Here is a 15576-nt window from a genome sequence, read left to right on the forward strand (position 1 = left end):
ATGGCGCCCGGTGGGAAACTGCCAGGGCTGAAGATGGAGGCGATGGAGCCTCGTTTCCTGCTGTCGGCCGATGCCGCGCCGTTCCTCGCGGACATGTCGATGACGACAGGAAACGACTACCTGCTCAAGTACGACTCCCTGACGCAATCCATTAACCTCTACGACAAGCAGGCGAATTCCCTCATCGCCCAGCGTCTCGTGCAGGAGATCACCTACGTCCGGGTTACGGGCACGGCAGGCGACGATTCACTGGAACTGGACTTCAGCGATGGCTTCGTTTCGCCCATCGACATCCGTTTCGACGGCGGCGACGGCGCGGACACTGTCACCCTGTCCGGCGCGACGCTGGATGCCGTGACGCTCAGCATCAGCGGCGAAGGGTCGGCGGACATCAAGATGTCGGACGTCAGCCACACCCTGAGCCTGTCGCTGACCGGCACGGAGGCGGTGCACGACCAGAACACCGCGACGGACCGTCTGTATTCCGACGCGACGACGCATGGCCAGAACATCCGCATCCAGGACAACAGCGGCAGCACGGCCGACAATATCGGCACGATCGCCGGGGACGGCCTGCTGGCTTACACCTTCACCGCCGAGACCGGGACTATCACCGTCGATGCCGGGGTGGGAGACGACGATATCGCCCTCGAGTCGCTGGACACTGGCCTTGCGGGCCGCGTGCTCCTGAGCGGTGGCGCAGGGACCGATGCCGTGACCGGGCCGCCGGTGGATCTGACCTGGACCGTGACCGGCGAGAATGCCGGCGAGGTTGCAGGTGTGTCCTTCGTTTCGGTGGAGACGCTGATTGGCGCCGCCGATACGGAGGACGTTTTCGTCGTTCAGGCCGGGGGTTCCCTCTCTGGCGGGCTGGACGGCGGGACCGGCGGTTTCGACACGCTGGTCTTCGATGGCGGATCGTTCCAGAGCGTCGAATACCTCGCCTACGATCTGCACTCCGGGGTCATCACCCGCGACGGCGTTTCGCTGAACTACGCCGGGCTCGAGCCGATCAACGACAATTCGGATGCCGCGAACCGGGTCATCGACCTGTCCAGCATGTCGGACACCGCGGAAATCACGCAGGACGGTACGGGCCTGCACATCACGCCGAGCCTGTTCGGAATCACCATTCCTCCCAACATTCCCGCCGGCCTGACCTTCGAGACGGTCAACATCGCCACGCTGCCGACCGAGTCGCTGACGATCAACCTCGGCGACAGCGCGGATTTCCAGGGCGATGCGATCCCGTTTCTGTCGCGCGACAAGGTGACGATTTCCGGCCCGGTCGACCTGGGCAACATCCACCTGACCATCGACGGGCAGGGCGACAAAGACCAGGTGGTGATCGCCGGTGACCTGACCGTCGGCGACCTGACCGTCAACGCCGAGATCATAGACGTGACCGGCAGCATCACGGCCAACATCGAGACAGTCGGCAGCCACACCTCCACCGGGACGGTGACGCTGAATGCGCTGGCCGAGGACGATGGCGTAATCGTGGACGGCGATTCCCCGTCGTTCCTGCAGGGCATCGGCCTTGAAGGCTTCTTCGTCGCGGCGACCACGGCGACCGTCGAGGTGTCGGGCAGCATCACCGCCGGTGGCGCGCTTGTCATGACCGCCGAAGGTGCGGTGAACATTTCCGCGGGCACCGGCGATCTGGCCGGCGCCGGCGTGCTCGACCTGACCGGCGTGGTGGCCCTGCCGGATGTCGCCGTGCGCATCGACGGGGCGACTCTGTCCGCCGAAAGCGTGACAGCGACTGCAACCGCCGATATCGACGTGACCGTGGCGGACGACGCGGGTGCCGACGACACCAACTCGACGACGGCCGACGCGGCGGTTTCGGTCGTGGCGGTCTACGGCGACAGCGCCATCTTCGTCGACGGGGCAAGTGCCATCACCGCGACCTCCGGTGCCGTGACACTTGGCGCCGTGTCCGAACTGAACGTGGCAACGAAGGCAGATGGCTCGACCGAGGCAGGCGCGAAGGGCGCGACTCTGGCGGTTGCAACCATCGGCATCACCACCTCCATGAGCGTGGCCTCGACCGCCTCGATCACCGCGGGCAGCGGCGATGTGGCGCTGGCCTCGACCCTGACGTCGGTCGTGTCGACCGAGGCGATCTCAACCCAGGACGGTGCCGACGACGGCGCGGGTGCCAACCAGTCGGAGCAGCGTCTGCAGGACCCGAACGACGACGGCGACACCAGCGACCAGGCGGCGGGTCAGGGCGGCAGCGTGAGCTTCGCGGGCGCCGTGGCGGTGACGGATTACCGGCCGGTGACGCTGGTGACGCTGGGCGGTACGGTGAACAGCGGACAGGCGCTGACCCTGACGGCACTCAGCACCGACAGCGTGACGACGAAGGCGGACGCCTCCGTCACCGGGTCGGGCGGCGGTGCGACCGGCGTGGGCATCGGCGTTGCCATCGGGATCGTCGATTCCAGTGTCAGCGCGGCGATCACCGGCGGCGACCTGACGGCGGCGAACGGTGTGACGCTCCTTGCGCACATGGACGCCGACGAGACCTTCAGCATCGAGGCGATCTCCGGCATCGGGGACGGGGCGAAGACCGCCGTCGCCGGTTCGCTGGCCATCCATGTGGGCCTCGCCGATGTCACGGCCACCGTGGGCGGGACACTGGACCTGAACGGATCGAACCTGAGCGTGTCGGCGCTGTCGGAGACGCGCACCGTGACGCGCGCCGTGCCTTCCGAGGATGGCGTGACTGGTGAATCGACAGGCGTCGGCGCCTCGGTCGCGCTGGCGATCATCGACTACCAGACCTTTGCCGGTGTGGACGACAATGCCACGATCACCAATGGCGCGGACCTGACCCTGTCGGCGACCAGCAATCAGGACGTGGAGACCGTGGCCAAGAGCGGCGCAACGGGCGGGGCCTCCGGCACGGCCTTTGTTCCGGTGGCGGCGATCACCATGCTGTTCAGCGACACGGCGGCGGAAATCGGTGTCGGTACGGGCGCTGTCAGCTTTGCCGGCGACATCGGCCTGAGCGCCACCCATAACGCTGGCGCAGAGACCACCGGCGAAGGCAATGCGGAAGGCGGCACAGCCGTCGGCGTGTCCTTCGGCCTGACGGTCGACGAACAGACCTCGATGGTCCGCGTTCTGCGCGACCTGGCGTCGACCGGCGGCGCCATCGCGCTGACCTCCACCAGCCTGATCCGGTCGCGTACTGACGCCAAGGCGTCGGCGGCAGGTGCGGCGGAAGATGACGGCTCCAGCCCTGAAGGCGTGGATGACACCACCTCGCAGCAGGCCGGGTTCGCGGACGATCAGGCAGCGGCCCGCACCGGCTCCGGCCCGCGCACCACCGACACACAGTCGGCAGAGGGTCAGGGCGGCGGCAAGATGTCCGTTGCGGCGGCGATCTCGCTTACGATCCAGAACGTGGACACGGTGACGGTTCCGGCGGACGGCGTGTCGATCACCGCAGATGAGGGCCTGTCGCTTGTCGCGCTGTCGAACGTGGATGCCTTGGCCGACGCTGATGGCAGCGCGTCGCAGGGGACGAGTGGCTCCATAGGTGCGGCAGCATCTCTGACCTATTCCAATGTCTCGACGCTGGCATCCTCCGGCGCGGGCACCACGCTGACCGGCGACGGGATCGAGATTCGCTCTGGCGTCGCAACCCGCAACGTGCCGCTGACCGTCCAGTCGGGCAAGGCGCTGGATGAGGACGCCGACACGATCGTCCTGGGTGAGGACCATGGGCTCAGCACTGGCGACGCGGTGGTCTACACGAACAACAGCGGCGGTAACGACATCGGCGGCCTGACCAGCGGCCAGACCTATTACATCGTCGAAGACACAAATGGCCGTGTGAAACTGGCCGCGACGGAGCCGGACGCAAACGCAGATCCGGCGGTGACCATCGACCTGTCGCTGAACGCCGCCTCTGGCGAGCACCAGCTTCAGAAGGGCACCGAGGACGCCAAGACCTTCGATCCGACGACGGACGTGTTCGGCCTCGACAGCAGCGAGAAGTCGAGCCTGCGGACGGGTGACGCGGTCACCTACACGACGAACGGCACCGACACTGACATCGGTGGCCTGACCAATGGCACAACCTATTTCGCGATCATCGACGAAGAAGGCGACCTGAAGCTGGCGACCAGCAGTGAAAACGCGCTGAAGGGCGAGGCGATCGAGATCACCTCCGCCGGAAGCGGCACGTCGCACCAGCTGGCAGAGACAGTCAGCCGCGCCGCAGCGGATTCCACGTCGGGTGCGTCCGACGGCGACCTCGGCATCGCAGGATCGCTGGCGATCAACGTCGCCGAGGTGAACACCAACGCAACCCATGCGGATACCTCGACGGCGGTCCTGCGGGACAGCACCGGCGGCGATGGCGCGGTGGGCGCGCTGACCGTTTCGGCAACGGCCGAGACGATGGCGGGGGTCGACGCAAACGCGCAGCAGTCCGAGGCGGGCAAGACCGGGGTCGGCTTCTCCTTCGGTCTGAACATCACGGATCACAACACGCGCGCAACCTATGAAGGCGGCGCGCTTCTGGACACCGTCACCGGGTCCCCGGATGACGTGACGGTCGAGGCATCGGGCACCTATTCGATGCTGACCAATGTCGAGGGCGGCGCGCAGTCCACCGGCGGCACGGGCGCCACGCCGGTACTGGGCATCTCCGTCGCAATGAACGACACCTCTGCCGTGTTCGAGGACGGCGATGCGCTGACCATCGGCGGCGATCTGACCGCCAAGGCCACCCATGTGGCGGACAGCACGACCATCGCGAAAGGCGACACGAAGGGCACCGACGCGGCCGTGGGCATTTCCTTCGCACTGACCGTGGCCGAGGATGACGTTACGGCGCAACTGCTGCGCGACGTGACCTCCACCGGCGGCGGCGTGTCGGTGACGGCAGAGGGCGCCTCTGCCTCCACGACCGAGAGCCAGGCCAGCGCCACGGGCGCGCCGGAAGACAACAGCAACCAGAACGTCAACGACCAGACCGGCGCGCAGGCCGGTCAGGCGCAAAGCCAGAGCGCGGCCCGGACCAGCAGCGGGGCGACCCCGTCGTCCGCGTCCACCGGGCAGGGCCAGGCGAACGCGTCGAACAACGGCAGCAGCCTGACGGTCGCCGCCGCGATCAGCCTCAACATTGCCGACATGGACGTGATCGCCAGCATCGACAACGGCGCGGTGGTCAATACCACGGGCGCGGTGGAGGTGACGGCCCGCGGCAACATGGACGCGCAGGCCGAAGCGGACGGCAGCGCCACGACGATCCCGGCCTCCGGCACCAACAGCACCAACATCGGCGCGGCCGTGGCGCTGAACTGGGGCTCCGCCGACATCGACGCGATACTTGGCGACGCGGACGTGACCGCCGGCGGCCTGACGGTTCAGGCGCTGATGTTCGAGCGCGGCGACGACGACACCCATACGTTCGGCGCCAAGGCGACCTCGGGCGCCAGCGGCGGCTCCACCGGCGTGGCGGGGTCCTTCGCGTTGAACCTGCCAAGTGTGTCGACCTCCGCGCTCGTGTCGAACGACGCGGTCGTGGCCATCACGGGCGCGGGCGACGTCGTGGTGAAATCCGTCTCGAAGACTGAATCCTCGGTCGTGGCAGGGGCAGCCACCGACGCGAAGAAGGCGCAGTCGACCGGGTCCTCGTCCTCCGGCGGGACAAGCGGCACCAGCGGTACCGGGTCCAGCTCAACCAAGTCGGGCAACACCATCGGCGTGGGCGTCTCCATCGGCGTCAACGTCTCCGACATGCTGACGGAGGCGTCGCTGGGCGGGAATGCCGCGCTGACCGGCGCGCAGAACCTTACCATCGAGGCCGATGGCACCCACGCCATGACCACCAGCGTCGAGGGCGGGGCAGAGGCGGCGGGCGGATCGGCGGTGACGCCGGTTATCGGGATCAGCGTGGCGCAGAACGCCGTGCGCGCGGACCTGCCCTCCGGTACTGAGCTGACCATCCTTGGCGACCTGACTGTGAAGGCGTCGCTCGATGCCGACACCTCCACCGACGCCAACGGCAGCGCAGATGCGACCAACGCCGCCATCGGCGCGTCGCTGGCCCTGACGATCACCTTCGACAGCGCGGTTGCCACATTGTCCCGCTCGGTGACGGCGGGCGGTGCGGTGCTGGTCAGTGCCGCCGCCGTGACCGTCAGCCGTGGAGACGCGCGCGCCTCTGCCGTGGGGTCCCAGCAGGCGAATTCCCAAGGTCAGGCACAGACATCGGGCGGCAGCGTCCAGAGCCAGACCGACAATCAGGTGACCGAGGCCAACAACCGCTCGGCCACATCGGGCACGGGCAACACCGCCACCAGCCCCAGCAACCGCCAGCAGACCAACAGCGGCCAACTGACCGTCGCCGCCGCCATCGGCATCAACATCGCGCAGACGGAATCGCGCGCGGTTCTTGCCGGCGCACCGGGCACCCCGATCACCGTCGAGGCGGACGGGGCCGTCACTGTGAAGTCCGAGGCCAATGACGATGCCAACGCCCGCGCGGACGGGCAGGCCACGCTGAAGAAAAAGGCGAGCCAGGGCAACAACACCTCCAACGACACGACCATCGGCGCGGCCATCGCTGTGAACGTGGCGCAGATCGACAACATCGCCCTGATGAACGACGCGTCAGTCACCGGCAACGGTATCAACGTGCAGGCGCTCATGGCGGCGCGCGAGGTGAAGGTCGAGGCCAGCGAACTGTCCACCGTGGATACCGACGCCGACACGATCTTCGTGGGCGAGCCGGAGGTGGCGTTCACCACGGGTGAGCAGGTCACCTACAACATGGGCGCGGGCGGCACCGCCATCGACGGGCTGACCGACGGCACGGACTACTACGTCATCCTTGGCGACAACGGCACGATCCAGCTTGCCGCCAGCCAGTCGGATGCGGAGGAAGGCAAGGCCATCGACCTGAAGGACCAGGGCGCGGGCGATGCCCATGAACTGGTGCGCACGGCACAGACGCCGGAGAACACCACCGCCGATCCGGTCGAGTTCGACCCCGACGAGACGCGGGTGGAGATCGTCTTCGACAATCCGGGCGGCCTTCAGACCGGCGAAGCGGTGGTCTATGACACCGACGGCGCGGCCATCGGCGGGCTGACGAACGGTGAGACCTACTTTGCCATTGTCGAGGCGGACGGACGGCTGAAGCTGGCCGCCAGCCGCGACGACGCGATGAAGGGCGAGGCCATCGAGCTGACCTCTGCCGCGTCGGGCGACGCGCACAAGCTGACGGAGGCGGCGCACAGCAACGGCGCCACTTCGGTGTCCGGCGCATCGGGCGGCAAGACGAGCGTCGCGGGCTCCGTCGCGGTGAACGTGGCGCTTGGCGAAACCTCGGCACTGTATGGCGAGACGGCGCAACTGACAGTCACGGGCGGTGGCGCCAGCACGGTCGAAGCGAAGGCCGCGACCTACACACTGACGCGCGCCCTGTCGGCCAAGGACACCGCCGGCAAGTCGCTGGGACTGGGCCTGTCCTTTGCCATCGGTGTGTCCGAGCATGACGTCCTGGCCTCCGTCGCGGGCGGTGCGACCCTCGCGGACTTCGGTGACCTCTCGGTTTCGGTAACAAGCGATCACGTCGCGGCCACACAGGCCAAGGCGGGCAGCGTGACAACGGCGACCGACGGCACCTCCGTCGGCGGGTCCCTCGCGCTGATGGTCTCTCTCAACGACACCGAGGCGACGGTACCCGCAGGGGCCACCGGCCTTTCGGTGGACGGCAACCTTTCGGTCACGGCGGCGCATACGCTCGACCTGCTGACCGAGGCAGACGCCGACACCAAGGGCAATACCGGCGTGGGCATCGCGCTTGGCATGGCCTGGGCAGAGGACGACACGCGGGCACTGCTTGGCCGCGATGTCTCGACAACCGGACCGACGGCGGACGATGTGACCGTCTCTGCCACCAGCGTCACCACCGCGCTCACCGTCTCGCAGGGCAGCTCTCAGGGGGCGAAGAAGAAGCAGTCGAACGGCGACGGCACCACGGCGAACGAACAATCGGCCAGTGCCACCGGTGCGGCGAACCAGCAGTCGGGCGCGACGCTGAACGACCCGCAGCCCGGCTCTCAGGTCCAGAGCGGCAACAACACCGCAGCCACCCAGACGACCAACCCGGGCGGGCAGGGCGGCAACGCCCAGCAGTCGACCCAGCAGACCACCGGCGGAGCGGTGCAGGTGGCAGGTGCCATCGCGGCGACGGTGGTCGTCTCCGACGCGGAGGCCGTGGTCGAGGACGTGACCATCAACGCGACCGGCGACATGACGGTCCGGGCGCTGAACGATGCGGATGCGTCGTCCATCGCCACCGGGCTGGCACTCAACACCTCCGACGGCCAGACAGGTGTGGGCGCCGCGGTCGCGGTGAACGTCGCCGTGCTGAAGGCGAAGGCCACGGTCGCCGCGGGCACCATCTCCACCGGCTCTCTGACCGTGGAGGCCGGGACCTCCGACGGCGAGACGAACGAGATGCAGACGGTCGCGTTGGCGGGTGCGGGCGTCAAGCAGAAGTCGAACCAGCAGCAGAACCAGGGCGGCGGCGGCACCAACACGAACGGCGGGCTCGCCATCGCGGGTGCGGCTGGCGTCAACTACTACGAAAGCGACACGGACGCCTCCATCGCGGATGGCGCCACCGTGACCGCGGTCAGCGGCGATGTGGATATGACCGCGCGGCAAAGCGTCGGCGTCCAGAACATCGCGGGCGGCGCATCGCTCCTGCTGAGCAACAGCAACGGCGGCGGTGGCGGCGGGTCGGGCAGCGATGGCGGCACCAGCGTCGGTGCGGCCGTGGCGGTCAATATCGTGCCCATCGACACGGATGTGAGCATCGGCGCGGGTGCCACGGTGACGGCTCAGGGGTCTGTCAGCATGCTGGCCGACAGCGAGATCGTCCCGATGGAGATTGTGATCCCCGACGTGCTGCCCGAGGCGCTCGGCATCGGCGAGATCGAGACCGGGCTCTTCGTGACCGGCCTTGCCATCGGGGCCTCCATCGCCTCCGGCGGCGGCGACCAGCAAGGCAGCGGTTCCGATGCGGGTGCCGGATCGGCGGTCATCAACGTATTCACACCCGACACGCGCGCCATCGTCGGCGCAGGGTCGACCATCACGGCCACGACCGGCGACATCTCGGTCCGTGCCGAGTCCGAGACGCGCGTGACCGATTCCGCCGGGTCTCTCGGCTTCTCCACCAGCGGCTCCGGTGTCGGCGTGGGTCTCGACGTGACGGTGCACGAGGCGACGACGCTTGCGATCATCGAAGGCGGCGATCCGTTGGGGACACCCACGACGCTGCAGGCCGGTGGCAACATCATCGTGGAAGCGCAGTCCGTCGAGGACTTCTTCCAGCTCGCGGTGAACGTCGGCGCGGGCGACAGCACCTCAGGCGCGGGTGGCGCAAACGTTCTGGTCAACATCACGGATACCCAGGCCCGGATCAACAACGCGCTCGACGCGGCGGACGGTGCAGCCTCCGTTGCGGCGGACGGCAGCGTCGTGGTGCAGGCGCGGTCGAAGACCATCGCGGACAGCTATGCAGGATCGGGCGGCGGCAGCCTGAGCGGTTCGGCGGTCGGCATCTCCGTCGACGTGCTGGTCGACCTTGATGACACGCAGGCGATCATCGGCAACGGCACCGACATAGTGGCGCGCGGCAACGGGGCCAGCGGTGTCGAGATCGCAGGGGACACTTTCGACAGCAACGGCGATCCGGTGACAGAGACGGTGCGCGGCCTGGCCGTCACGGCCTCCAGCTACGACGCCCTCTACCAGCTTGCCATCGCGGCGTCGGCCTCCCTCGGGTCGGACAACAGTGGCTCGAACGGCGGCGGCGGTGGCAGCAGCCAGTCGGGTGGCGGCAGCAGTACGACCATCGGCATCGCAGGGGCCGTGACCATCGCCGTCCTGAAAGGCGAGACGAAGGCTGTGCTGGGCGACGACGTGGACGTGAATGCCGACGCGGCGGCCAACAACCTCGAAGCGCACGCCCTGCAGGGCATCACCATTCGCGGCACGGACCAGACCACCATCGGCCAGGATGCCGGCGGCGGCACCTTCGCGCTGAACGGCGATGTGGGCCTGACCGGATCCGTCGCGGTGATCGATTCCGACCAGTCCGTCTGGGGCACCGCGCTTGGCGACAACACGCTGCGGTCGAAGGGCGGCGGCGTCACGCTCGACGCACATGGCGCGACCGACATCGACACGCTGGTGATCGCGATTGCGGGTGTCGTGGACACCGGGTCGTCGAACCAGCAAAGCTCCAGCGGCGGCGACATCAAGTTCGCCGGGGCCGGTGCGGTGACGGTGAACCTCGTGGACAACGAGGTACTGGCAGAGGTGGGTGCCGACAGCGAGATCGCCACCACCGGCGCGCTCAGCATCCAGGCAGCGGACAACTCCGACATCACCTCCGACTCCGGCGGTGTGGCCTTTGCGCTTAGCACCGGCCAGTCTCAGGGCGGGACCACGGCAGGCTCCGTCGGGGCGTCGGTCGCGGTGAATGACATCACGCAGACCATCCGGGCCACGGTGACGGACACGCCGATCACGGCGGCCAGCGTGGACATGGACGCGATCAACAACGCCGAGGTCGATACGCTGACCATCGCCGGGTCGGCTTCCGTCTCGAACAGCTCCACCGCTTTCGGTGGCGCGGGGTCCGGGTCCGGCAACTACATAGACGCGACCACCATCGCCAGCATCTCGAACCCCTCGGGCGTGCAGGTGGTAAATGCGGCGGGCGGGGCGGTTTCCGTCAACGCGCTCGACAACGCGAAGATCAACGCCGATGCCGGTGCGGGTGCGCTGGCCGTCTCCACCGCGAGCAGCGGCAACAATGCGGGCGCGGTTGCCATCGGTGCGGCCATGGCCGTAAACCACATCACCAAGACGACCACGGCCGAAGTGCACGCCGCCACCGTCACCTCCGCCGCCTTCACGACCGAGGCGCTGTCGACCTCTGAGATCGACGCCTTCACCTTTGCCGTCTCGGGATCGCTGTCGTCCGGCAGCGGCACGCTGGCCCTGTCCGGCGCCGGGTCGGGTTCCGGCAACGAGGTCACGTCCTCCGTGCTGGCCTCCGTCCGGCAGAGCAGCATCACCGCCACCGGTCCGGTCACGATCAACGCAGCCGAGGCGGGGCGCATCGACGCGACCACCGGCTCTCTCGGCATTGCGCTGAACGTGGGCAGCGGCACCGGTGCCAAGGTGGGCGTCGGCCTCGGGATCGCGGTCACGCTGAACGACGTGACGGCATCCGCCATAGCGGAATCCGAAGATACCTCGATCAACGCAGGCACGCAGGACGTGTCGATCACCGCGGACAACACCGCCTCCATCGACTCCACGGCCTTCGGCGTCTCGCTGAGTGTCTCGACCTCCCAGAGCGGCGCATCGGTCGGTGTGAGCGCTAACGTCGCGGTCTCCCTCAACGATATCAACCTGGAGACCCGCGCCCTCGTGACCGACACGGCCGGGGGAGACTCGGACTCCGTCCTGGCGGGCGACCTGACGGTCAGCGCCACGGACAGCGGCAACATAACGGCGGATGCGACATCGGTTGGCCTGGCTGTCTCTTCGTCGAGCAGCAGCGTGTCCGTCTCGGGCGCGGTGAACGTGTCGGTCGCCGACAACACCATCACCTCCACGACCGAAGCGCTGATCGACTCCGTCGATGCGACACTGAGCGGCGCGGTCGACATGGATGCGTCGTCCGAGAAGGTCATCACCGCGATCGTCACCGCGGCGTCGGTCGGTGTCAGCCTTGGCAGCGGCAGCGGGGCGTCGGCCTCCCTGACCGGGGCGGGCTCCAGATCCTACAACGAAACGACCAACTCCGTCCTCGCGGCGATCCGCAATGCCGACGTGACCGCCACAGGCGATGTCACGCTCGACGCCGTGGATTCGACCGAGATCTCCGCCACGCTGGTGGCGGTGGCGGCATCGGTTTCCGTGGGCGGCGGCAGCGGCGCATCCGCATCCCTGACTGTTGCGGTGAGCGACGCGCAGAACGTGATCCAGAACACCACGCGCGCGGTGATCGAGGGCGGCTCCGAAGTCCGGTCCACCGGCGGTGCGATGCGGCTCGACGCTTCTTCCGACGGGTCGATCACGGCGACAGCCGTCGCGGCCTCGCTCGGGGTCAGCACCGGCGGTGGCAGCGTCTCACTGAGCGGCGCGGGTGCCGGTGCCAACGCCGACAACAGCATCACCAACACGGTCGAGGCCGGCGTTCTGGGCGCGTCCGACGCCATAGTGGACGGAGCGCTGGACATCACCGCAACGGACGCGGCCAGCGTCACCGCGACCGTCGTCACGGCTGCGATTTCGGCCGACCTGGGCGGTTCCGGCTCAGCCAATATCACGCTGTCCGCCGCGGTGTCCCTTGCGGACAACAGCATCTCGAACACGGTGGCGGCGCATGTCGTCTCGTCCGGGATCGACGCGGGCGGTGCGGTGACGATCAAGGCGGACTCGACCAAGGCCATCGACGCGGTGCAGGTCGCCGCGGCCGTTGCGGTATCCATCGGGTCGGGCACCGTGTCGTTTGCCGGCGCCTTCGGTGTCGCGCAGGCGCAGAACACCATCGGCGGATCGACCACCGCGGGGATTTTCGGCGCGGACATTGCCAGCATCGGCGGTGCGCTCGACATCGACGCAGTCAGCGGCAGCACGATCAACGCCACGCTGGTGGCCGCGACGGCCTCCGTCTCGGCAGGATCCGGCACGGTGTCTCTGGCCATGTCGGCGGCCATCGCGCTGGCCACGAACGAGATTTCCAGCGTCGTCCTTGCAGGCATCGACGACACCCCGGTGATGACAACCGGCGGCGCCGTGACGGTGGACGCCACCAACAGCAGCCAGATCGACGCGACCTCCGTCGGGGTGGCCATCGCGGTCAGCGCGACCAGCGGCAGCGTGTCGCTTGCGGCGTCTCTGGCGCTGGCACAGGCGAACAACACCATCCTCGGCAGCACCGATGCCATCGTCTCCGACAGCGGTGTGACGGCGGGCGGCGCGGTGGGCATCGGCCTGACCGACAGCGCGCAGATCAACGCGGACGTGATCGCGGCCTCGGTCTCCGTCTCCCTGAGCAGCGGCGGCGTGGCGGGCAGCCTTTCGGTTGCGGTGGCGCTGAGCGAGAACGTGATCGGCGGTACGGGCCGCGCAGCCATCGACACGGCGAGCGTCGTGGCGCAGGGCGGCGGCATCACGCTGGATGCCGTCAGCACCAAGTCGATCACCGCGACCGGTGTCGCGGCGGCAATCAGCGTATCGGGCAGCGGCAGCGTCGCGGTGTCCGGCGCAGGCGCGGGTGTCGATGTCAGCAACACCATCACCAACACCTTCGGCGCCGAGATCCTGAACGCGCCTCAGGTGCAGGCGTCCGGTGCAATCGGCGTGACCGCTTCGGATACGTCGACGATCACGGCGACCATCGTATCGGGCGCGGCAGCCGTCGCGGTCGGCGGCTCGGCCTCCGTCGCGGGGGCCGTGGCTGTCACGCTGGCAGAGAACACCCTGTCCGGCGCGCTGGAGGCGCGGATCTCCGGATCCGATGTGGATGCCCTTGGCGGTGGCGTAAACGTGGCGGCCACGGCGAACAACACCATCGATGCGACCGCCGTGGCGGCCAGCCTGTCGGTGTCGGCATCGGGCAGCTTCGGCGCCGCGGGTGCCGGGGCCGGGGCCAGTGCGACCAACACCATGACGAACAGCGTCAAGGCGCTGATCGAGAACGGCAGCGACGTTGATGGGGCTGGCGCGGTCACAGTCTCGGCCACCGACAGCTCATCCATCGAGGCGGAGGTCGCCTCCGTCGCGGCGTCCATCTCGGGCAGCTCGACCGCCGCGATCTCCATCTCCATCGCGGTGCCCATCGCCACGAACTCGATTTCCACCGTCACGCTGGCCAGCATCGACGCCAGCGACGTGGATGCGACCAGCGTCTCTGTCACCTCTCTGCGCGACGGGTCGATCACCGCCGTCAGCGCGGCGGTCTCCGTGTCGATCTCGGTCTCCGGCTCGTTCAGCCTGTCGGCGGCAGGTGCGGGCGCAGTGGCGGACAACTTCATCGGTGGCGGCGGCGAGGCGTCGATCCGCGGCAGCAACGTCACCACGACGGCGGGCGGCGTGACGGTCGAGGCCGACGACACCAATTCGATCAGCGCCACGCTGGTGGCCGCATCGGTCGGCGTCGCGGGCAGCGGCGGGGCGTCCATCAGCCTCGCCATCGCGGCGACAGTCACGACCAACGAACTGACCGGCACGACGCTCGCCACCATCCAGGGATCCGACGTGGATGCGGCGGGTCACATCACGGTCGACGCGCGCAATGAGAACACCATCGACGCGACGGCCGTGGCGGCGGCGATTTCCGTTGCGGGCGGTTACGTGGGCATTGCCGGGGCCGGGGCAGGGGCGGAGTCCGTCTCGTCCATGTCGAACAGCGTCGAGGCGTCGATCATCGACTCGCCCGACGTGGACGCGGATACCGGTGTGACGATCCACGCCGAGGATGCCTCCACCATCACCAACGCCACCGCCGCAGCGGCAATGGCCGTGGGCGTCGGCGCGGGCGGCGGGGCCGTCTCTGTCGCCGTAACCCTTGTGGAGGTCAACTACGACACCGCCGTCAAGGCGCACATCGGCGGCTCCGATGTGCGCACCACCGGCGGCGACGTGACGCTGACGGCCCTCGCATCGGGCACCATCGACGTGGAAGGCTACGGCATCGGCGTTGCGGTCTCCGGCGGTGCGGTCGGTATTTCCGGCGCCGGAACAGGTGTCGTGACGCGGGTCAATGCGGGCAGCCTGGTCGAGGCCTCGATCTTCGGCGGCTCCGACGTGCGGGCGCTGGACGGTGCGGTGATCCTCGACGCGCAGGACCAGACCGGGATCGACGTGGACGCGCTTGGCGTCACGCTGGCGGCCTCCGGCGGCTCTGTGGCGCTGTCGATCTCGGCCACGGTGATCGTGGCAGAGACCGAGATCGAAGGCACCGTCCGCGCAGAGATCGACGACAGCAACGTGGTCGCCGGCAACGGCAATGTCGACGTTCTGGCCTCGTCCACCACCTCCTCCGACCTCGAGGCGACAGGCATCGCGCTTTCGGCTGCGGGCGGCACCTTCGGCGGCAGCATCGCGCTGGCGGCGGGCGTGGTCCACAACACCATCGCGCAGGTTGTCGAAGCTGTAATCGACAACGCGGACACCGCAGACGGCCAGGCGGTCACCGCCAGCGGCGCGGTCAACGTCTCGGCCGAGGATTCGGTCATGATGACGGCGATCTCGCGTGCGATTTCCATCGCAGTGTCGGGCGGTTACGTCGGTCTTGCGGTCTCCGTGTCTGCCGCCATCGCGACCAATACCCTGGCCGGATCGACCATCGCCCGGGTGCAGAATTCGCGCGTCGACGCAAACGGCGGTCCCGTGACAGTCACGGCGCAGACGTCGAGCCAACTGGACACCCAACCCATCGCCTTCGCCTTCTCGGCGTCGGTGGCCTTTGCCTCGCTGGCGGCCGCCGGTGCGGGGGCGTCAGGCATC

Annotated in this window: 1 protein-coding gene (running past one end of the window); it reads left to right on the forward strand. The window is 68.3% G+C overall.

What is annotated here, in order from left to right:
• Positions 1-15576, forward strand: the 5' end (the start) of a protein-coding gene (locus tag CDO87_RS21015; RefSeq protein ID WP_198521775.1) for an LEPR-XLL domain-containing protein. Its footprint extends 23517 nt past the window's final position; 15576 of the gene's 39093 nt are visible here — the first part of the coding sequence; the start codon lies at positions 1-3; its stop codon lies beyond the right edge, outside the window.

This window comes from Sagittula sp. P11, from assembly GCF_002814095.1.
In the GTDB taxonomy this organism is placed as follows: Bacteria; Pseudomonadota; Alphaproteobacteria; order Rhodobacterales; family Rhodobacteraceae; genus Sagittula.